Genomic DNA, 18,697 nt, shown 5'->3' on the forward strand with positions numbered 1-18,697 from the left:
CCCGGGGCCCCGGTGCCCGCAAAGGGAAACCCCTTCCAGCGCCTCGCACATCTCTGCAGAGCAAGACTGTTTTGTAGGGAAACATCAGCTTTTCCGTTGAACACCCACCCTCTGGAGGAAACCGTGCATACGTCACAAAAAACCGTCCCCACCGCTCGCGCCCACCATCTCCAAGAAAATCTCCTCACCCATCTGGCCAAGGGCAGGGAGTGGGCTACACCCGGAATCGAAGCTGCCTTACACCGGGCATTGACCGGGATCGACAGCGGCCTCGAGGCAGCGTCTCCGCGGATTCAAGCAAGCCTGCGCACGATTGCCGACGAACTCGCCGGCGGAGTTGGGGTCGTGACTCCCCGAGTCCATGAGCGGATAACCCGGATCACAGCGAAGGCTGCCCCTCCCGCTCCAGACCTCGGCGCGGAGTTGGCCCGGTCTGAAAAGCCATCCCGGAAGCCGTGGTGGATTGCCGGAATCGCGGCAGCTGCGGCGCTTTGTGCCACCCTCTGGCGCGCCTTTCGCCCAGGCGGGGAAGCCTCAGTCGAGCCTCCAACGACAGACACCTGAGAGCGGAGCGGTCCCCAACGATCCTGCCGCCACCCAGTCCGCCATCTAAACGAACCACATCATTACCCGCGCAGACACAGACCTGGATGATGGGCGAAATGTCCCCGACAGGTTCTCCACGCACCGCAACCCGAACACCAGGCCTTGAAGAGCAGCAAGAACACCAGCGGACCTGCTGACGTTCTTGCGGCCGCCGGTGCCCGGCGGGAGCCTATTGGCCGCCAAACATTCAAGAGGTCAAGGAGCAGACATCAATGAGCACCTCCGTCACCCCTCCTAACCCGGAACCGTACAAGGACGCCGGTATCGAGGACATCAAACATGACATCGAACAGACCCGCGAAGAGCTCGGCGAAACCGTCGAAGCCCTCACCGCGAAACTCGACGTCAAGGCACAGGCCAAAAAGAAAGCCGCGTCCCTGAAAAACCAGGCCACGAGCAGGCTCGCCTCGGGCAAAGAACAGGCCGCAGCGGCTATGGCGTCCAGCCGGGCCAGGCTGGACCAGCTCGCCCGCCAGGCCAGAACCTACCAAGCGGAAAACAGGCAGCAGAGCCAGGCCCTGATTACCGGAGCATGCGCGGTTGCCGGGGCGCTCATCTCCACCATCATCTGGCGCACCACGCGCAGGAGACCAGCTGCAGGCGATGCGCTAATCCCCTGACACAAGTTCGACGACGGAGGAACGGCGTCCCGCAGGTGTCCGTGATCGGTAGCGGCCCGGTCCGCGGTGGGTCCTGTGACTAACGAAGTACGACGCGACCGCCGACCGCACATCGCCTTGTTCAAGCCTTGAACGGACGCCGCACCGAGGTTCTTGGATTTCGGCTATCCTTCATTTTCCTGATGGCTTCACTGCAGATAAGGCGTGGACGGACGCGGCCTAACCCTGCCGGCCAGCCGGTGCCCACATCCCCTCAGCTGCCGATTTGGATCTACTCGCTTGTCCCTAGTCTGTTAGCCCCGCTGGACCCTTTACGGAGCTATGGAAGCCATGAAACGGTGTGTCCCACTTCCTAGTACGTAAATTAACGATGGGTTATGCGCTTGCTGGAGTCAGGCTGACGTCGTAGCCGAGGGTTTTGAGCTGTCGGATGGCTCGTCTCCTCGCTTGTTCAGGATCGCGTCGGAGGTAGTAGTCGGCGCCGGGGTCGGTGTAGATCTCACCGTTGGTGAGCATGTTCCATGTTGCGGTCAGAATGATGCGTTCAATCGCGACGAGAGCCTTCTTTGGACCTCGTCGGGCGGCGATGCGCCGGTATTTCTGGGAGAGGAAGGTGTCCTTGAGCCGGGCTGCCGTCAGCGCAGTGGTACCTAGGGCTGCTTTCAGATGGTTGTTGCCCGGCCGGGTTCTGGTGGATTTGATGTGCCCGGCGGACTCGTTTGAGCCCGGACAGACGCCGGCCCACGAGGCCAGGTGTGCCGAGGTGGGGAAGATGCTCATGTCGGCGCCGGTCTCGGCGATGATCACGTCGGCAACCAGGACCGAGACTCCGGGGATCGTGATCAGTGCCTCGCGGGCTGCACGAAAGGGCTCAATCGCCATCTCGATGCGGTCGGTGTAGGCGGTGATGGCGCTGGTGTGGTGATCGATCTGGTCCAGGTGCACCCGGACCATGAACGCCTGGTGTTCCCCGAACCTGCCGGTGAGCGCTTCGACCAGCTGGGGAATCTTTGACCTCATTCTTTGCCGTGCGTACTGCGCCAGCACTTCTGGGGCGCGCTCACCGGCAACCAGGGCCTCCAGCATCGCCCGGGAGGAGACGCCGGTCAGGTTGCTGACGACACTGGAGAGCTTGATGCCGCTGCCCTCCAGAAACTTCTCCAGGCGGTGGATCTCCCGGGTCCTGTCCTGCACAGCGATGGCCCGGGCACGGGTCAGATCCCGCAGTTCCCGGATAGGTTCCGGCGGCACGAAGGAGGCTCTCAACAGGCCATGGGCTCCGAGCTGGGCCAGCCAGGACGCGTCAGAGACATCGGTCTTGCGTCCTGGGATGTTCCTGGCGGCCTTTGCATTGACCAGCATCACGGGCAGGGCCGATTCCAGCAAATAGTAGAACGCTTCCAATAATCACTGGTCGCTTCCATCACCACCGTCGTGACGTGCTGCTCTTCGAGAAAAGCGCGCAGCTGGAGGATCTGGTTAGTGGTCGATCCCCATGTGGTGACCGTCGAAGTAAACCGGCCGCGCTGGTGTCCCGGAATCCGCACGCAGACCTTCGCGTCGTGCTTGGAGATATCCATGCCGGCGGCGCGCTCGTGCACAATATCCATTGGCTTGTCCCTTCCGGTATTCAGTGGCGGAACGCCCACCGCGGGAAGGACAGGGAAAAATTCAGGAATCTAGCACTCGTGCTCGAAGCAACAATCCACGGTTCCCGTGGAGTCCTTCGCACCACGCTTGGAAGCGGGCTCAAACTCGGCACCAAGGAAATCCGGCGTCATCCGCGATAGACACCGCCATCATGCACCGGTCCACCACGGTAAAACCAGAGCCGGGAAAGCCAACCGGGCCCCAATTTTCACAGTTCACGGCGCGGCAGCGCCACTAAGCCGCTTAGAAGTGGAACGCCTGCTTCCGCTCTCGTCCATTCGATAGCTATATAAGAGCGTTGTAGCGTTTAGTTGCGAAGGCCCGCCTGTCCCCCATAGGCGGGCCTTCGTTGTACCCCCGGGCTGCCCCGGATTCCCTGCACCCATTCGCACGACCCGTCCTGGTCGGAGTCAACTGTCCGCCCGGTTTGCGTAATCTGCTTGTCTCACAAGTTGTTCCAAAAGCAACTTCTCATTGACCGCGTACGGAAACTGACTTAGGCAACATCCAGAACGACGGGCTCACGCTCCGGTGCCGACTTGCCCCATTCGCGGGCCGAGAGCCCTCGTTAAGGAGGACATGCTCACGCTGAGGGTTTCCGCAATCTCCTGCAGTTTCTTCCCCTGGCGCCGCAGGTCTTTGGCCGTCTCGAGTTTTGCCGCGGTCATCACGGGTGGACGGCCTCCGCGCCGGCCCCTGGCTTTAGCGGCCGCTAACCCTGCCCTCGTGCGTTCGGACAGCCGTGAACGTTCATATTCGGCCAAGGACGCGAACATGTCGAAAATCAGCTTCCCATGCGCGCTGGTCGTATCTAGCCAGGGTTCAGCCAAAGACCGGAAGCCTATCCCCCGGCGTCCGAGTACCGTGACGATATCGGATAAGTCCGCAGTGCTGCGCCCCAGTCTGGTTAGGTCGGTGACCACCAGGATGTTGCCAGGTTGCAGGTGTTCCAGGCAGTCCTGCCACCGCGCCCGTGCCTGTGTCGCACCGGAGGCGTGCTCCATGAAGACTTTGATGGCGCCGGCTCCCACAAGTGCATCGACCTGCGCATCCAGGGACTGCCCGCGGGTACTGACTCGGGCGTAGCCAATCACGTTTCGGCTCACATGGCCGCCTTTCAATCCTCGGGGCGACACGTCGTCGGAAAACGCGTCAAAAACCCTCCGTCCCGTGTTCCGACCACCTTTGATAGCGGGAACGGGTTCTGACTACAAATATCGGTTGGAATGGCCAGTTTCCGGCACCAATCCCGGCAAGTCGAAAAGACTAGTCAGAAATGGTCGTTATTGACGGTGGTCTCGAGAGCCTCAAGGAACCGCCAGGATGAACTGCGACGGCAGCCGAAAGGGCTGAAACTGCCAAGGGATACGCTTCCCCTGCTCAACGCGTCAGCCAGTCCCAACCTCAGCGCTTTCAGGAGGCCGCTTTCGCTCGTCCCCGATTCCGACCGGTGCCCGCCGGAACTACGGGGCATCCGATGGACGAGCAGGCTCCCGCTTTCCTGCCCAACTACTAGTAGGGTGCGACCGCACGGTCGGCTTCTTGGACGAACCATCCTGGATGATCGGAAAGGGCCAGCGCTTCGGCTTCCGCCTTGCTGGCGGCCAGTCCGAACCAGACCGCGGTGCGGTCGAGGCCATTTGTCACCACGACCCGCCACCGATACTTCCTAGTCATCATTAAGGATGTACTTGCGCCTGGCCTGGGGGCAACCGGATCCCCGGGTTTCCCCGGAGCGGTTCTGCCTCAGGGGCAAATGAGGCGCAACACCAGCCAACGGGTGCCTTGGCCATGGAGGCAGGCGCCCATTGCTTTCTTAGAACTCGACGTTCCAGTTGTGCATTGAGATAGGCCGAACTGGGGTAGTGAGGCTCGCGCCTCCGACACACCGTGACCAACGTAGACGTCATCGCGTCGGACGCCGGCGGCCACAAGGTCCGCCTAGTGCCGGTCATTGGACTGCTGCCGCGTCGAAACGCGTGCGTAGCCGATCAGTTTCGTCATGAGCTGCGCCGATGTGTCTCTCAACTAACGGTGGTACAGCGATTCATCCAGAAGGTTGTGAGACATAGAGGCCGCCCGAGGCCGCTCCGGCGGGGGAAGGCCCCTCCCGGCGTACCCTTAGAACAGGCCGACGGCGGAAGCTCCACTGGTTTCCCCCATCTCAGTGGACCCCAGCCCGCCGCCGGTCTCAAACTCCCCCAACTGCGCTGGCTCTTGCGCCGATACGCAGGGAACCGTAGTTTTGGGACGAGCGGGAGAGCACTTCCGCGCCGCCGGTGCCGTAAAGCCCGCGGCCGAGATGAAAAGTTCCAAGGGGCAGCGGGCATGGCAACAGGCACAGTGAAATGGTTCAACTCCGAAAAAGGCTTCGGCTTCATAGCCCCTGACGACGGGTCCGCAGATGTCTTTGCCCATTACTCCGCGATTGCTTCCAGCGGTTACCGCTCCCTGGAAGAGAACCAAAAAGTTCAGTTCGAGGTAGCCCAGGGTCCGAAAGGTCCCCAGGCGGAGAACATCCGCCCAATGTAGGGGTGTAATTTCCGTTCGATTGGGTACGTCCTGTCATGTCTGGATCGGGATGTACCCGATGACCAGCGTGCCCAGGTGTGCGGCTGCGCTCACGTCGAGCATGGTGTCGGTGATAACCAGGTTGTCCCCGGCAATAATCAGGGCGGAGCCATTTGCTGCTGCCTCCAGCCACCGGGCATCGTCGGGATTCTCCGGGTTGAGCTGTTCGGAATAGATGGGTTCCCCGCCGATGGTCAGGGTGACGAGGCCGTCCCCGGTGACTCTCAGGCAGCAGCTGCCCTCCACCTCCGCGGCCTGGTCGAGGATGTCGGTGTAGTCCGGGCTCATGGCCAGCTGGAAGCCGCGCGACAGCAGGATCGACACCAGCGCGGAGGTCAGTTCTCCGTCGCGTTCACGGAAGGAGACTACCGGCGTCAGCGTGTACGCCAGCGCGGCAACAACCGTCCCGGGGCTGCCGGGGACGGCTTCCTGGGTCAGGACCATCCGGGCCGCGAGAGGCGTCAGCTCGGCCGGCCTCCACGGGGCCGTGCCCACGGTGAGGCCCGGTTCGCTGCACTGCCGGTGGAACACATAGTCGGTGAACGTGACGTATTCCGTTCCGTCCGGCGCGGTGCTTTCGATGATATCCACACTCAAGGACAGCGGTTCATCGGGCTGCAGCGGCTGCCGGCAGGCAGCGCATGTCGTGGCGATGGCTGCCGCCGTGGTCACGTAGTGCGTCGTGTCCCGGCCCTTAAAGGATTCCAGTCCCTCGTCCCAGGCGACATTGCGTGTGACGGGCATCCAGCGAGTCTACCCATCGGCACCCTGAGGCAGCAGCCGAAAGGGCCGACACTGCCAGGGGTACGCTTCCCCTGCCCAAACGCGTCAGCCAGTCCCAGCCTCAGTGGATATCGTCAGGCGCGTCTGTCCTGCTGGTGTGCGGTCAGGGGTCCTGCGGGGCAGAGCCGGTTCACTACCTCGGTGAGTTGCCGGGGGTGGAAGGGCTTTGTCAGGTACGCCGCTGCTCCGGAGGCCATGCCGGCCATTTCGTCGTCGACCTCGGACCGCGCGGTGATAAACAGCATCGGCGCCTGGGACCGTGCCCGGATAAGCTGGGCGACGTCCAGACCGTCCAGGTCCGGCAGATTCAGGTCGACCGTCACCAGGACCGGGTGGTGTTCCCAGGCCGCGGCGATCCCCTCAACGCCGTTGCCCACCGCATGAACACCAAACCCCATCCGCGTCAGGATCAGCGTGAGCAAATCCCGAATATCCTGGTCATCCTCGATGACCAGGCAAAGCCCCCGTGAACCCAACGTGCCCCCCGGCCTGTAGTAGGTGCCTCACAGTCTAGGACGGAAACCTCAAGCCCCTTGATCGCCGCCCTGTCCTTCCCAGATCGTCAGGTACCCTGAGCACACGCCGGGACCGACCACGTCCCTGCGGGCTCACTCAGAAAGGCATCATCAATGAAGATGAAAATCAAGGACCACTGGGACCGACTCAGCCCCGCAACGCAGCGGTGGCTCACAGACAATCCCGGATGCCTGATCCTGCCACGCACCATGACGGAAGAGATCTGCCAGGAAACCGGCGTCAGGGTTGACCGTGACGAGCACGGCCAGGCAATACTCTCCCAGGAGGACCTGGACTTCATCCGCGCCAAGGCCGAAAAAACCCAAACACCCCCGCCGGAGCACCGGCTCTTCGACGCAACCCAGCCTGGAGAAAACACGTAGAGCCGACACCGCGCCCTTCCCGTTGTGCGCCGCGGGGTGAAGGCGGCGGATGCGAACCAGCCGAACAGTGAAGGCGGGGCGGGCGGTTGTTGCGGCGCGGGAGTCAGCCGGCGGCCCCCGGCGTAGTCTGGTGCTGGCAGCCATCGGTTCGGAGGAGATGACCATGATCGGATTGAACAGGATTCCCCATGATGTTCAGCACGGCGCGGCGGGCCGGACCAGACACACCGCTCACCCCGCGCCCCAGGTGGACGCCGCTGTGCGCTGGGCGCTGTCCCGGCTTGAGGACGCCAATATGCCCGAGGTGGTCCACGCAGTTGTCCTGACACTGACAGGGAATCAGAAGGCCGCGAAACAGGCACGGAAGGCTGCCGAACAGGCGGTCCGCCGCGCGGAGCGGAAACTCAGGCCCACCCGCCCCGGCCACGGCAAGGCATGGCTGGCCGCAGGCCTTCTCGTTGCGGCCGTGGCCGCAATAGTACTTGGCTGGCGGGGTCTAACCGGAAGCGGAGAGCCCGAAGCAGCCCAAGCCGGGGACCTTCCCAGGGACGCCATCTGACAACAACCCCGGTGAATACCAGGAACGGACTCCACTCTCCACGTTGACCTCATCCGGCCCTCCCGCACAGTGATTCCAATCTGATGGAATCACCGGTGAAGGTGGGTACCGATCACGCCGGGCGGATCCCAGCCCGCCCCGCCGGCACAGATCGGACTGTCACAGACCCGCCTGCGCGGCCGGCCGCCAGGGGCAAGGGAAAGGGAGGCCGCGCTGCTTGCCGGTCTCCCCGTTTCCCTAGCGGAGGAAACCTCCACCGTATGTCCGGTTTGATCGGGCCGCTAGGTCCCAGGCAGGCCGCTGCCGTCGCTGTCGTGGACGGCCCCGTCGGGCCTGGTTGCCAGGGCATCGCGTGTAGCGTCATTCTGGATATTTTCCCCAGCTCCATCGAAGAAGCTGGATCAAGATTGGCTCAAGAATGGTTAGATCCGGGTCCCAGGGTGATGACGGCCCTGCCACCCACGGTAGGTTTCTCTGAGGCAGTGCAGCTTTCCCCCAATGGCTGCATGCACTGTCGGGGAGCCCCGGCACGTTGCCAGTGAACTGGCACGGGGCTCCCTTTCCACTCGCACGTCCCCTCACTTGTCCCGGCACGCGTGGACTCACCAGTGCCGTACTGTGCCTGCGAGGCGCTTGACGTTCACGGCGTTCAATTGTCCTGCCCGGCGCCGGTTTCGTCCCATTGATTTCGCCGGTAGAAGGCTTAGCCAGCCGACGCGATCATGATTCGCAGGTCGGTGCCGCAGGAATCGTTTGTCGCGGTGCCATAGCTGACGGTCGGAAAGCTGATGCCCTCCAGAACGACTCCGGCAGCGAAGCGGCGGCTTATCTCCCCTGCTATCGCCTCGGCTTGGTCCGGACCCGCCCCGGGAAGGAAAAGATGAAGTCCTCGCCCGCCATACCCGTGACTGTTGCGGGAAAGCTACTTTGTGGCAGCTGTCCTAATGGCATTGTCGGAGTTCCAATAGGATTCATGCCATAAATCACGCCATAGCTATAACGTGAATGACAGCCAGAACTCGAGTAATGTGCGTAGGCACATAGCGCACAGGTTGGCCCCGTCGGTCAGAACATGAGAGCAATCAGGGATTCCAGTCAGCTTTCACGCCATAAACCACACCATAGCTATAGCGTGAACGCGCATTGATCCTACAATATCCGGGCAAGCATACACCCACACCGTCCGTCCCACAGCGGCCGACATGTGAGCATCAACGACAGAACGTATATCAGCTCCTATCCCCGCGCAAGCAGTTACTCACGTTGAATACGCCATGTCGGCTCCCATGAAGCACGCAATTGGATTGCAAACAAGGAGTGATGCCCTAATGCAGGGTGTGCGCTCCATATGAAACCAAACTTAAGCACCTGCTGGTCAGAACATGAGAACAATCAGGGATTCCAGTCAGCTTTCACGCCATAAACCACACCATAGCTATAGCGTGAACGCGCATTGATCCTACAATATCCGGGCAAGCATACACGCACACCGTCCGTCCCACAGCGGCCGACATGTGAGCATCAACGACAGAACGTATATCAGCTCCTATCCCCGCGCAAGCAGTTACTCACGTTGAATACGCCATGTCGGCTCCCATGAAGCACGCAATTGGATTGCAAACAAGGAGTGATGCCCTCATGCAGGGTGTGCGCTCCATATGAAACCAAACTTAAGCACCTGCTGAAACTGCAGTTAGACAACAAACTTGCCGTGTCACGCGTGTCGATGCCAGAACTCCGGGGATACCTCACATACGGTGAAACGTAGAGCGCTAGACGACCAGGGGGTCATTATCGATGGCACGATCATTACAAGCACCAGCAAGCCCAACGACGAACCAGGCACGAGCCATCGAACGCGTCGTTTCTTTTGCCAACGGCAAAGGGGGAGTAGGTAAGACAACAACCGCCGCGAACATCGGGGGATACGTGGCCTTGGCGGGCTCACGCGTACTGATGATAGACCTCGATCCACAGGGTGACCTCGCCAGAGACTTAGGGTACGAGCGGCAGACAGGCCGTGAGCTGTTCCACGCGCTGGTAGCAGGCACCACTCCGTTGATCCTCCGCAATGTGCGAGAGAATTTGGACGTCATCCCTGGCGGCCAGGACCTCGAGGACATTCAAGGTCTCATGGTCTCCCGATCAAGCCGTTCTGATGCGAGCGACTTTGGTGACATGCTCTACACGGTCCTGGCACCGCTGGCTGACGACTACGACCTCATCCTTATTGACACTCCGCCGGGGGAGAGGATCCTCGTCGAGGGCGCATTTGCCATTTCTAGTGCAGTGGTCATCCCGACCAAGTCAGACGATGCGAGCATTGATGGTGTTGAGCGCATTGCCCGGCGGTTCATGGCTGTGAGGGACCGGAACCCTTCACTGCAGCTTGCCGGCATCGTCCTTTTTGGTGTGGGCCCACGGTCTCTACGTTTGGAACGTAGTGTCCGAGAGACCCTGGCGGAGATGTTGGGGGCGGTTGCACCGGTCTTCGAAACCAGAATCCGGAATCTCGAAAGCGCCAGTGCTGACGCCAGAAGAAAAGGACTGCTTTTCCACGAACTCGAGGGCGCCGTCACAGACGCGCAGAAGAATCGGCTTAAGGCCCTAAGGGCGGGGGAGAAGCCGACAGATGGGTTCTTTTCACGCAATGCCGGAGGGCTCGCGGAGGAGTTCGAGCAGCTAACGGGCGAAATTCTGGCCCGTCTAAACGAAATCGAAAGCGAGGGGCTGGCGTGAACGGCAACCGACCCAGCCTAGCGGGCGCTTTCGCTCCTGCCACGACTCGTGGAGGGAAGTTAGAGGGCATGCTGGCCCCGAAGCGCAAACGAACAGAAACGAACCCCGTCGACCTGAACGCGTCTCCGGTCGAACCGGCGCGGCACTCCGCTACGCCGGAATCTCGCGTGGAGCTGGAGGGGGAGGACAACGGACTGAAATCCGGAGAGCAAGATAATCAGGCTGACCGATCGAAGCCAGTCGAGTCCCCGGGAAAACCGACAGCTGCGAAGACAGCATCTTCAAGCCAGAATAGCTCTCAGCAGAACGGCAAGAAGCCAAAGGGATCAACCGCAAAGGCTTCCAAGACTGTCGCGGGCGCGCCGCGTAACGTGGGTGTGTACTTGGCTCCCGACCTGTTATTAACGGTGAAAGAGACCGTCCACCTCCAGCGTGTTACTTACGCTGATCTCCTTTTGGATGCGTTCGACGCTTTGGATCCGGACACTATTGCCCGTGAATTCCTGCCGGAGACAGTCCCAACGGCCTCCGGCATGCCACGCCGGACGGTACGTCGCCGTGGGTCAGCTGGGATTCAGATCCAAGTGCGCCTGGATGATGAACAGATCGCTTGGCTCGATGAGAAGGTCGTTGAGTTCGGCGCGCCCTCACGTAGCGCTCTTGTCTCGACAGCCTTCAAACTGCACGTAGCCAGCCAATAGGCGGTGGGGGAGGGGCCGCTCTGCTGCCTTTAACTCATTCGGATCACATTGGACATGCCATAGGACATATGGCATCCGTTATGGCATGAAGCGATTGGCCGTTCCGTGCCTCCGTCCAATCTACGATTGGGACGCCTGTATCGGGCTGCGTCTAACGCCCTGATGCCGAGCGTGCGCCTACATTCATGCTGTGCTGGTAAACGCGAGGTCCGCGAGGGCCCACTCATCGGGTGGGCCCTCGTAGGCGTCCCAAGGGTAGTCCTCATCGGGAGCGAGCAGTTCAGCGACGGTATTCACGTTTTTCAGTAGCCATTCCCGCCATAAGATCCTCTCGATGCGGTACTTGTAGAGCTGTCTCGCTACAGCTTCCAGGACTCCAAAATGTTCTGCCAATTCCTTTAGAGATGTTCCGGATACCACTGACCAAACGCGTGCCGTATCCCTCGCCACCATGTTCCAGGCAGCTAATACCTCCAGACTCTCACTTACAGCAGTACGAGACAGCTTCGTCAGTCGCACTAGCTCTGCGGTGTTCATACCCGCGGAGCGTTCAAGCGCCTCGTAGACGAAGGCCGCCGGCAACCCTAATTCCCTGAAAACCGGTCTCAGTGCATGAATTTTTCCCTTTCGCCAGGGGAGATCCTCAGCAGCTGCCCGTACATCTTGCGGAATAGTCAGCATGTAGAGGTCACCTTTGGTCCCTCGTCCGACTTCAACCAGGGTGACCAGAGGGTCGCTCTCTGTGCGGAGAGCTCTAAGGTGTGATCCGACGGTCGTGTGGTCCAGCCCTGTAGCTACAGCAATGGACCTGTCTCCAAATTCAATGAAGCGGGACGCAGTCATATGCGCAGCCTCACCAAGAGCCCTCAGAACCATCCTTCGTGCGAGGCCGTTCCTAGAATCTGTGTAGTAGTGCTCCCTGAGGGCGAGTGCGTTACGCCAGGTTCGGATGTAGCGATGCTCAGCTTGAGGATCCGACGAGATGAGGTTCCCAGTTGGTGCTGGGGGCTGTGTATTTGGTTGGCTTGTGGGGGATCTGTGTGCGTTGTTATTTTGTGCTGCGGATCCCTTGTTTTTTCGCAGGTATTCGATTGCCTTCGTCCAGTCCCGCTTGAGCGCTGGCATACGGTGTCGAGAGGCATAGCGGGCATAGAAGGAAGCGAGCCCTGGCCAAATGCCTTGCATGATTCGGCGCTCTACATCAGTAAGGTCCATTCCGGCAGCTGCAGCTGCGGTAATCACTGCTTGTCGTGCGTCGGAATCGGAGGCGTACCGGTTGGCATCGTAGAGACCGGTGAGTGCAATCTGCTGCATGCCTCTGGACATGCGGCCTGCTGGCCTATGGAACGCCGTGGCTTCGCTCGTAGAGATAAAGGGTGCATTGAGACGGAGGGCTTGAACAGCCTCGATCTCCCTTCTGAGATCGGCCTTCATCGCTGCCCAGACTGCTGCCTTGTTAGGTCTGCGGGCGATGTCATACGCCGTGGTCAGGCTGATAGCTAGCTGTTGGTGGCCCCCGCGTTTGTGCGGGGAGCCAGGAGTGCGCATGCAGCCGTGGAGTATGTTTTGGTGCGGTGTCTTGTCGAGAGTCCTGAGGCGAGTGCCCAGTGCTTCAACGAGGTCCCGTGCTTCTGAGAACGTCACCCGGTTTTCTAAGGGAACGTAGACGTGCCGGCCTCCGTTGGGGGAAAAGTCCTCGATCCACCGTGCCCCACAGGTGTGAAGCCACTTTTGGACGGCTCTGACGTCAGCCTCGACCCAGTCCGGGCCACCGACGGAGGAGTCGAAGTCAAGGAAAATGGCCGCGCAGGTACCGTCTTTGCCGAAAATCCGTACGGCGGCAGGCAAGGACGGAAGAGATTCGGTGAGGTTCCGTTCGTGCTTCTGGGGGTACGTCTTGCCTGCGTCGCGGGAGATTCGCATACGGGGTTGACCGGCCAGCAGTGGTGCTAGCGCAGCCCAAACGGTTGCTGGGTCGTCTGGCTGCCGTGACACGCCTGTAGCCGGGCGTGCTGGCAGCACGGAGATGTGCTGATGTACGATGTGGGTAATCCTTTCGAGGATTGAGTACGAAAAAGGGCCGATCCTGCCAGATCGGTTTCATAGCAACACAAAGGATGGCCTTATTAGGCTCTCCACGACTTACAATCTGATCCGCCGGCAAGCAATCCAGAGGGTAAGTCTCAAGCTTCGAAGGCCCGCCTAGTGCGGGCCTTCTTTTTTGTTATGAGGCAATGCGGATGGGCAGCTCCTGCTGGTAGTCATCCCGGTCAAGTGCGGCCAGGTCCTCTTGCAGCTTTGGCTCTACAACGGACAGCACATATTCAGTGACGGTCAGGCCCTTGTGGGCTGCCACCTTGGCGATACCGTCAGCAGTGTGTTCCTGTGTGCGGAAACCAATGAACTTACGCAGGCCTTTACTGGGGCGCCCGCCGCCTCGATTTACTGCTACTGCCGTCATGTGCTGTGTCCTTTGAACTTTGTACCCGCCATAGCGGTTACAGCTTCATAGTTGTGTTGCCCAGCCGCTCAGACTGACTGAGACGTCATTGCGACTGCTCCGAAACTATCACCGTGTAATTAGGCCTTCGGGGATTTGTTTTCAGAAAACGGCCGCGTGTCGCGTTTGTGACTTTGAGCTCGATTTTCATTTCCGTCAGAATCCCTTCGCTACGGCTGCGGCTGCGGACAGCCATGCCCGCTGGGTGGCGGGCTGCAGGGCCTCGTAGCGGATGGGTCCGTTGACCAGGGCGGGGTCGTAGGGGATTCGTACGACGGCCCGGACGTAGGGGGCGAAGCCGTCGGCGATGCGTTGGGCTTCGTCTTTGGCCCTTTTGAGTGCGTCTCCGCTCATGCTGCGCTTGGCGTCGGTTGATTCGGAGACGATCACGACGGCGTTGCGTGCGAGTTCCGCGTCGTGGCCTCCGCGGGATTCGAGGGTCTGCAGGGTCAACCTGGCGGCTTCTGCCCGGTCTTCGATGGCTGTCACGGGGACGACGAGCTGGTTGGTGTGGTGGATCATCCGGCGCCAGTTTGCTGCCCGGGCGGTGTTGCCGGAGTCCATGACGATGAGCCGGTAGTAGCGGGTGAGGACCTGGTGGGCGATGTCGACTTCCTCGGCGGTTACTTCGTGGTCGCCTTCTTCGTTTTCGTCCGAGCGCAGGACGTCGAATTTGTCTGCGGTCTGGTGATGGACGAATTTAGCGATTTCTGCGGCGTTGGTGCTGGGGGAGAGGAGTGCCTGGGATGAGTCGATGAGGTCCAGGACGCTGTTGTCGTGTGAGCCCTTTTCCGTGCGCCAGCCCAGGGTGCCTTGGGACTCGTTGTTGTCCCAGGCGACGGTGGCCGCTCCGCTGTAGCGGGCCAGGATGGCGGAGAGCATGACGACAGTGGGTGTCTTGTTCGCCCCGCCTTTGCGGTTGACCACTGCGACGGTGCGGGGGCCGGGCCAGTGCTGGCTCACGGTGCGGATGTCTTCGCGCTCGGCCAGCTCTTCAGCGGAGGGATCCATGCGGAACCCCATCCGGGTCAAAGTTCCCCTCCATCCTCGGGTAGCGGGTTCGAGCACTGGCGCGCTGACGAGGAACGACGTTTCTTTCAGGCTCCGCCGCGCCTGGGGTTCCGCTTGGTCCTGGTCTCGAGCGGCGGGGGCTTCCAGGGTTTGTTGCTGTGTCATGTGCCCTCCCGGGACTCCCGTTGGTGGTGCAGGAATGATTAGGGTCTGGGCCTTCGCCGGGGCAGGCTGTACAGCGGGTGCCGTCAGGGGAGCTGCAGTGAGTTCTCCGGCTGGGTTGCCAGCAGTGGGTGTTGTTTCACAGCTTGTCCGGCCGCGGCTTCTGGCGGTGTAGCTGACGGATTGTTTGCTGCCGTCGGGGCTGACGAAGAGTTCTCCGTGTCCCTCGGGGTCTTCTATCTGGACCCGGACGGGCCGGCTGAGGGTCTTGGCTTCACCGACGACGGCGGCGAGGGCGTTTTCACGCAGTTCAGCGAGGCTGCCGGATTCCCCGGCGTACTTGGTGTTCCCGGCGACGATGACCTCGGCGGTGCCGTTGGAGCGGACGATGGCCTGGATCTTGGGGAAGGCCGGAACGTCTGTTGGAGTGAGACCCATACGTTTTTCCTTTGCTTCATGGTGTCGAGGGTTGGCGTCTTAGGCCGGCGGGGTGAGCCGGTTGACCTTCCACGGGGAGTCCCGAGAGGTGCGCAGCAGGTGAACCCTGTAGGGGCCTGCGTCGGTGGGGACGGTGGCGATCACGCCGTACCCGTTGGTCTCATCCACATCCAGCGTGGCTGGTCCTGTGACCCGGGCGGCCGGGATGTTGGCGGGGTCCACTGCCGAGTACGCCGCGGTGGCCTGAGGTGTAAGCCAGCGGGCGAAGTCGTTGGCCCAGCGGGTCGCCTCGGATGCGGGGCGGGCAAAGTCCGCCATCGCCCTCGATGCGACGCCGGCGGCGGCTTTCTTGCTGTCCTCATCCCAGGCGATGCCCAAGGTGGGCGGGACGGTCCCGCCGGGCGCCTGGGGCTGGCCGCCGGCGCTCAGGGAAACCGGCGCCGACGCAGCGGCGGTGTGTGTTCCGGGCGTTTCTGGTGTGGACCGGGTGTCCGCCGCTGGTGCGCAGGATGTGCAGAGCAAGGCCGCGGCCAGGACGGTCAGGGCTAGTTTCATGGTTTTTCCTCCATGCCCGGCAGGTACAGGAACGCGCTGGGCACGTTGTTGCTGACGTTGCGGGTGTAGTACTTGTGGTCCTCGGGGGCGGGATTGCCGTTGTATCCCTCTTCGAGGTAGCTCCCGTCTTTATTGACCGCTTTCACGATGGCCACGTGGCCGTGTTTGGGATCGGAACCGGCGATGCCGGGGGCGTACCAGACAACGGCGCCGACACGCGGGGTGGTGCCGGTGGGCCAGCCTTTGGTGTTCCAGCCGTCCTTCCATGTCACCGCTGATCCGAGGTTCTGCCCGTCGGGGCGGAAGGTGCTGTTGTGGACCTTGAATGGGGCGCCGGTGCTGCCGAGTTGCTGGTTGATGCGCCAGAGTGCGAAGTCGGTGCATTCGCGGTTGAACATTCCCAGGGGTGAATGGCTGGCAGGGTTTCCGGTACCGACGTCGACCCAGGTGGGACCGTTTTTCCAGGGCAAGTCATCGCCGGCGCCCGAGGCGCCCGGGAGGGAGCAGCTGCCGGAATCCGAGGAAACCTCTACGGCGGTCACTGCGCTGACGACCTTCACGGCTGCAGGCCAGTGGCGTTCGTAGTGGTACGGGTCGGCGTTGCGCTGGGCTTTGTGGGCTGCGAGTGTCGGTTCGAGCTGCTCCCAACCCTCGACCTTCTGCAAGGCCTTGATGAAGTTGCCCGCGCTCGTCGTCGGGTTCATCCGGTCCTGGTAGGTGCCCCAGGCGCCGTTGTCCCGCTGCTGGAACAGTCCCCTGGAGTCCGGTCCTGCGGCATCTCCGTGGTCCAGGACGCGGAGCCCGGATTCACCCATGGCCGTCATGACCGCGATGATCTGGCCCTTCAGCGGGAGGCCCAGGTCCTTGCCGGCATTGATGATCAGGGCGGCGTTGGCCAGCTGCTTCCCGGAATAGCCGGCAACGGTTTTGGGAAGGTCGTCGTCATCCAGGCTGGCTTCGGCCGGTTCGCAGCTGGCGTCAGCGGCGGTGCTGGAGCCGAACAGGAGCAGGATCGAGAAGATCAGGCCGAAGAAGACGGCGGGCACCAAGACCAGTGCCACCGTCATGAGACCTTTCGGCTTCACCTGATGTCCCCCAATACCTTCTCTGCACGGGCATTTATCCCTGCTCGGCGTCGTCCCCGGCGTCGTCCCCGGCCGGTGCGCTCTCCCGCGGAGCGGCGCCGGCCTGGTTGTGCCTGCTCAGCAGGTAGTCCCTGACCTCGTCTCGGTAGATGACCCACGTCGTCCCGTCGATCAGGACACCGGGAATCTCACCCTTCTTCAGCCACCGGTACACGGTGGCCCTGTCCTTACCCAAAATGTCAGTGAGGTCCTTGACACTCAGAACACGGGGCAGCTTCTCGAACATCTCGTCGATTCTGCTCAAGCTAAGGACCTCCATTTGTCGCAACAGTATCAGAACACCCAGAAAATGCGAGTACGTTTGCAAATGTCGCAGGTTCCGTGCTTGGGTTAATCAAGGGTTATTAGAATCATCTCTGATCCCGGAGGGGGACCAGTGAATCAGCAGACCAATCCGTGGGTCGAAGACGTCATCAGCGAGTCAATACCACTCTCGCTTCCGGAACCGGCACAGGCGGCACCGCCGGCAACGGGCGTCACCGCCCCTTCGCCCGGCGTACCTGAACCCGGCTCCACAGACAGGCTCCCCCGACGTGCTGTCACCGGCACCTCACCCCTCTGGATCATCGGCACCCACGGAGGAGCAGGCGAAACCCGCCTGACCGAACTTATCCCAAGCGCCCGCACGCCCGGGCACGCCTGGCCCGTGTCGGAAGAAGAGGCGGGACTCCCGCCCCTGGTCCTCCTCGTCTGCCGCTCAGACAGGCGCGGACTGACCACAGCCCAAAACGCCCTCATCGAGTGGGCCTCGGGTACCTCCCCGCGGGTGGAACTGCTCGGGATGGCCATCATGGCCGACGCCCCCGGCAAGCTCCCTAAACCGCTCAAAGAATTTGCTTCCATCGTTGGAAGCGGCGCACCCCGTCACTGGCTGCTGCCCTGGGTCGAAGAATGGCGGTACGACTCCTCCTACCCGCCAGGGCGGGAGTACCAGCGGTTCCTCACCGACATCTCGGCCCTCATCAACTAACCCAACTGCTTTACCCGGTCTCAACCTTGAAAGGCACCACCATGCACAACCTCGGCTCCCTCTTGCCCCTGAGCGTCATCCCGGACCCGACACCCACCGTCCCCGAGCAGGCAAAAGGGTTGCTGACCGTCCTGAACTGGGCCTCCGGGATCGGGCTCGTCCTCGGCGTCCTGGGCGTCATCATCGTCGGCATCGGCATGGTCATCCAGCTCCGCCGCGGCGAAGGCGGCGAATCCATCGCCAAACTCGGGTGGGTCCTGGCCGGCTGCATCATCATCACCGGAGCCGCAGGTATCGTCCGCGCATTCGTCTAACACCGACTAACGGAGACCATCCATGAGCGAATCCACCCAAGAGAACACCGAACGAAACTCCTTTACCCGCCCTGGATTCATCCTCTCAGCGGCGCTCGTCCTGGCGATCGTCGCCGCGGCCCTGATCATCTTCCTAGTACCAAAAGGGACTCCCCAAGCGGAGCCTGCCGCAAACACTACACCGCCAGCTCCAGCCAACACCTCTAGTACTACAGCTGGTCCTGAAGAAAGCATCTGCGGACTTCCGAGCAGTGACAGTACGGCTTTGGGCACTGCCCCGAAGTCGACCTGGACATTGGTGGGACGCGTCGCAGCGCCGACAGACCCAAGAACCTTCGGGCCCGGTGTTACCGATTCCGCAGGGTTCAGGTCTTGCTTTGCGCACTCCCCGACCGGAGCCCTTTACGCCGCAGCCAACCTCGTCGCCCTAGGTGCACGGGAGGACACGTCACTACAGAGGAAGTTGATCGAAGA

General features: G+C 61.6%; 18 protein-coding genes and 2 pseudogenes. 8 read left to right on the forward strand and 12 right to left on the reverse strand.

Translation table 11 applies throughout. The features are described 5' to 3' along the window. Positions 1-818 precede the first annotated feature (818 nt). Entirely contained in the window at positions 819-1,226 is a 408-nt protein-coding gene (locus J7E80_RS07760) for a DUF3618 domain-containing protein (protein WP_215050903.1), read from the forward strand. A gap of 375 nt (positions 1,227-1,601) precedes the next feature. Here the strand turns inward: J7E80_RS07760 and J7E80_RS07765 are convergent. The 4 genes and pseudogenes from J7E80_RS07765 to J7E80_RS23725 form a co-directional block, all read right to left on the reverse strand. Then, a pseudogene (locus J7E80_RS07765) lies at positions 1,602-2,836 on the reverse strand (IS110 family transposase). A gap of 561 nt (positions 2,837-3,397) precedes the next feature. Then, entirely contained in the window at positions 3,398-3,982 is a 585-nt protein-coding gene (locus J7E80_RS07770; RefSeq protein WP_215050904.1) for a recombinase family protein, read from the reverse strand. Positions 3,983-4,388: 406 nt separating this feature from the next. Next, entirely contained in the window at positions 4,389-4,556 is a 168-nt protein-coding gene (locus tag J7E80_RS07775; RefSeq protein WP_215050905.1) for a hypothetical protein, read from the reverse strand. Positions 4,557-4,730: 174 nt separating this feature from the next. Then, positions 4,731-4,880: pseudogene (locus tag J7E80_RS23725) on the reverse strand (recombinase family protein); the annotation flags it as partial. 324 nt (positions 4,881-5,204) lie between these two features. Between J7E80_RS23725 and J7E80_RS07780 the strand changes: the two are divergent. Next, positions 5,205-5,408 carry a cold-shock protein gene (locus J7E80_RS07780; protein ID WP_214838723.1) on the forward strand — a complete coding sequence of 68 codons (204 nt, stop codon included), beginning with the start codon at positions 5,205-5,207 and terminating at the stop codon, positions 5,406-5,408. 33 nt (positions 5,409-5,441) lie between these two features. Here J7E80_RS07780 and J7E80_RS07785 read toward each other — a convergent pair whose 3' ends face one another. After that, on the reverse strand, positions 5,442-6,191 hold the full coding sequence (locus J7E80_RS07785) for a hypothetical protein (RefSeq protein ID WP_215050906.1): 750 nt from the start codon (positions 6,189-6,191) through the stop codon (positions 5,442-5,444). Between the two features lie 113 nt (positions 6,192-6,304). Then, the gene (locus J7E80_RS07790) at positions 6,305-6,706 is read right to left on the reverse strand and encodes a response regulator transcription factor (protein WP_215050907.1); all 402 of its coding nucleotides are present in this window, start codon (positions 6,704-6,706) and stop codon (positions 6,305-6,307) included. A 153-nt stretch (positions 6,707-6,859) separates the two neighbouring features. On the opposite strand from J7E80_RS07790, the gene J7E80_RS07795 reads away from it, so the two are divergent. The 4 genes from J7E80_RS07795 to J7E80_RS07810 all read left to right on the forward strand — a co-directional run bounded on the left by J7E80_RS07795 (position 6,860) and on the right by J7E80_RS07810 (position 11,128). Further along, complete coding sequence (locus J7E80_RS07795; protein ID WP_251036617.1) at positions 6,860-7,129, forward strand: hypothetical protein; 270 nt, start codon at positions 6,860-6,862, stop codon at positions 7,127-7,129. Positions 7,130-7,178: 49 nt separating this feature from the next. Beyond that, a complete protein-coding gene (locus tag J7E80_RS07800; protein ID WP_215050908.1) occupies positions 7,179-7,688 on the forward strand; it encodes a hypothetical protein in 510 nt (169 codons plus the stop codon). A gap of 1,797 nt (positions 7,689-9,485) precedes the next feature. Then, on the forward strand, positions 9,486-10,427 hold the full coding sequence (locus J7E80_RS07805; protein ID WP_215050909.1) for a ParA family protein: 942 nt from the start codon (positions 9,486-9,488) through the stop codon (positions 10,425-10,427). Between the two features lie 68 nt (positions 10,428-10,495). Further along, on the forward strand, positions 10,496-11,128 hold the full coding sequence (locus tag J7E80_RS07810) for a ribbon-helix-helix domain-containing protein (protein WP_251036618.1): 633 nt from the start codon (positions 10,496-10,498) through the stop codon (positions 11,126-11,128). Positions 11,129-11,311: 183 nt separating this feature from the next. Here J7E80_RS07810 and J7E80_RS07815 read toward each other — a convergent pair whose 3' ends face one another. From J7E80_RS07815 to J7E80_RS07840, 6 genes are all read right to left on the reverse strand, one after another. Continuing rightward, entirely contained in the window at positions 11,312-13,051 is a 1,740-nt protein-coding gene (locus tag J7E80_RS07815) for a MarR family transcriptional regulator (protein ID WP_251036619.1), read from the reverse strand. 301 nt (positions 13,052-13,352) lie between these two features. After that, the gene (locus J7E80_RS07820; protein ID WP_215050912.1) at positions 13,353-13,589 is read right to left on the reverse strand and encodes a hypothetical protein; all 237 of its coding nucleotides are present in this window, start codon (positions 13,587-13,589) and stop codon (positions 13,353-13,355) included. A 195-nt stretch (positions 13,590-13,784) separates the two neighbouring features. After that, positions 13,785-15,239, reverse strand: coding sequence for a chromosome partitioning protein ParA (locus tag J7E80_RS07825; protein WP_215050913.1), 1,455 nt, complete (start codon positions 15,237-15,239; stop codon positions 13,785-13,787). A 39-nt stretch (positions 15,240-15,278) separates the two neighbouring features. Further along, positions 15,279-15,794, reverse strand: coding sequence for a hypothetical protein (locus tag J7E80_RS07830; protein ID WP_215050914.1), 516 nt, complete (start codon positions 15,792-15,794; stop codon positions 15,279-15,281). Beyond that, positions 15,791-16,861, reverse strand: a complete 1,071-nt coding sequence (locus J7E80_RS07835) for a CHAP domain-containing protein (RefSeq protein WP_215050915.1) — start codon at positions 16,859-16,861, stop codon at positions 15,791-15,793. The genes J7E80_RS07830 and J7E80_RS07835 overlap by 4 nt, the downstream gene beginning before the upstream one ends. Positions 16,862-16,913: 52 nt before the next feature. After that, the gene (locus tag J7E80_RS07840; RefSeq protein ID WP_215050916.1) at positions 16,914-17,183 is read right to left on the reverse strand and encodes an AlpA family transcriptional regulator; all 270 of its coding nucleotides are present in this window, start codon (positions 17,181-17,183) and stop codon (positions 16,914-16,916) included. 132 nt (positions 17,184-17,315) lie between these two features. On the opposite strand from J7E80_RS07840, the gene J7E80_RS07845 reads away from it, so the two are divergent. Next, positions 17,316-17,909 carry a DUF6668 family protein gene (locus tag J7E80_RS07845; RefSeq protein ID WP_215050917.1) on the forward strand — a complete coding sequence of 198 codons (594 nt, stop codon included), beginning with the start codon at positions 17,316-17,318 and terminating at the stop codon, positions 17,907-17,909. 41 nt (positions 17,910-17,950) lie between these two features. Continuing rightward, entirely contained in the window at positions 17,951-18,223 is a 273-nt protein-coding gene (locus tag J7E80_RS07850) for a hypothetical protein (protein WP_215050918.1), read from the forward strand. Positions 18,224-18,697: the final 474 nt, after the last annotated feature.

The organism is Arthrobacter sp. ISL-28 (genome assembly GCF_018613875.1).
In the GTDB taxonomy this organism is placed as follows: Bacteria; Actinomycetota; Actinomycetes; order Actinomycetales; family Micrococcaceae; genus Arthrobacter.

Bases quoted from the DNA above. Each gene is read 5' to 3' on its own strand.
- J7E80_RS07820 (WP_215050912.1), bottom strand. From the start codon at position 13,589: ATGACGGCAGTAGCAGTAAATCGAGGCGGCGGGCGCCCCAGTAAAGGC.
- J7E80_RS07835 (WP_215050915.1), bottom strand. From the start codon at position 16,861: ATGACGGTGGCACTGGTCTTGGTGCCCGCCGTCTTCTTCGGCCTGATC.
- J7E80_RS07830 (WP_215050914.1), bottom strand. From the start codon at position 15,794: ATGAAACTAGCCCTGACCGTCCTGGCCGCGGCCTTGCTCTGCACATCC.
- J7E80_RS07805 (WP_215050909.1), top strand. From the start codon at position 9,486: ATGGCACGATCATTACAAGCACCAGCAAGCCCAACGACGAACCAGGCA.
- J7E80_RS07785 (WP_215050906.1), bottom strand. From the start codon at position 6,191: ATGCCCGTCACACGCAATGTCGCCTGGGACGAGGGACTGGAATCCTTT.
- J7E80_RS07800 (WP_215050908.1), top strand. From the start codon at position 7,179: ATGCGAACCAGCCGAACAGTGAAGGCGGGGCGGGCGGTTGTTGCGGCG.
- J7E80_RS07825 (WP_215050913.1), bottom strand. From the start codon at position 15,239: ATGGGTCTCACTCCAACAGACGTTCCGGCCTTCCCCAAGATCCAGGCC.
- J7E80_RS07795 (WP_251036617.1), top strand. From the start codon at position 6,860: ATGAAGATGAAAATCAAGGACCACTGGGACCGACTCAGCCCCGCAACG.
- J7E80_RS07850 (WP_215050918.1), top strand. From the start codon at position 17,951: ATGCACAACCTCGGCTCCCTCTTGCCCCTGAGCGTCATCCCGGACCCG.
- J7E80_RS07810 (WP_251036618.1), top strand. From the start codon at position 10,496: ATGCTGGCCCCGAAGCGCAAACGAACAGAAACGAACCCCGTCGACCTG.
- J7E80_RS07775 (WP_215050905.1), bottom strand. From the start codon at position 4,556: ATGATGACTAGGAAGTATCGGTGGCGGGTCGTGGTGACAAATGGCCTC.
- J7E80_RS07780 (WP_214838723.1), top strand. From the start codon at position 5,205: ATGGCAACAGGCACAGTGAAATGGTTCAACTCCGAAAAAGGCTTCGGC.
- J7E80_RS07815 (WP_251036619.1), bottom strand. From the start codon at position 13,051: ATGCGAATCTCCCGCGACGCAGGCAAGACGTACCCCCAGAAGCACGAA.
- J7E80_RS07760 (WP_215050903.1), top strand. From the start codon at position 819: ATGAGCACCTCCGTCACCCCTCCTAACCCGGAACCGTACAAGGACGCC.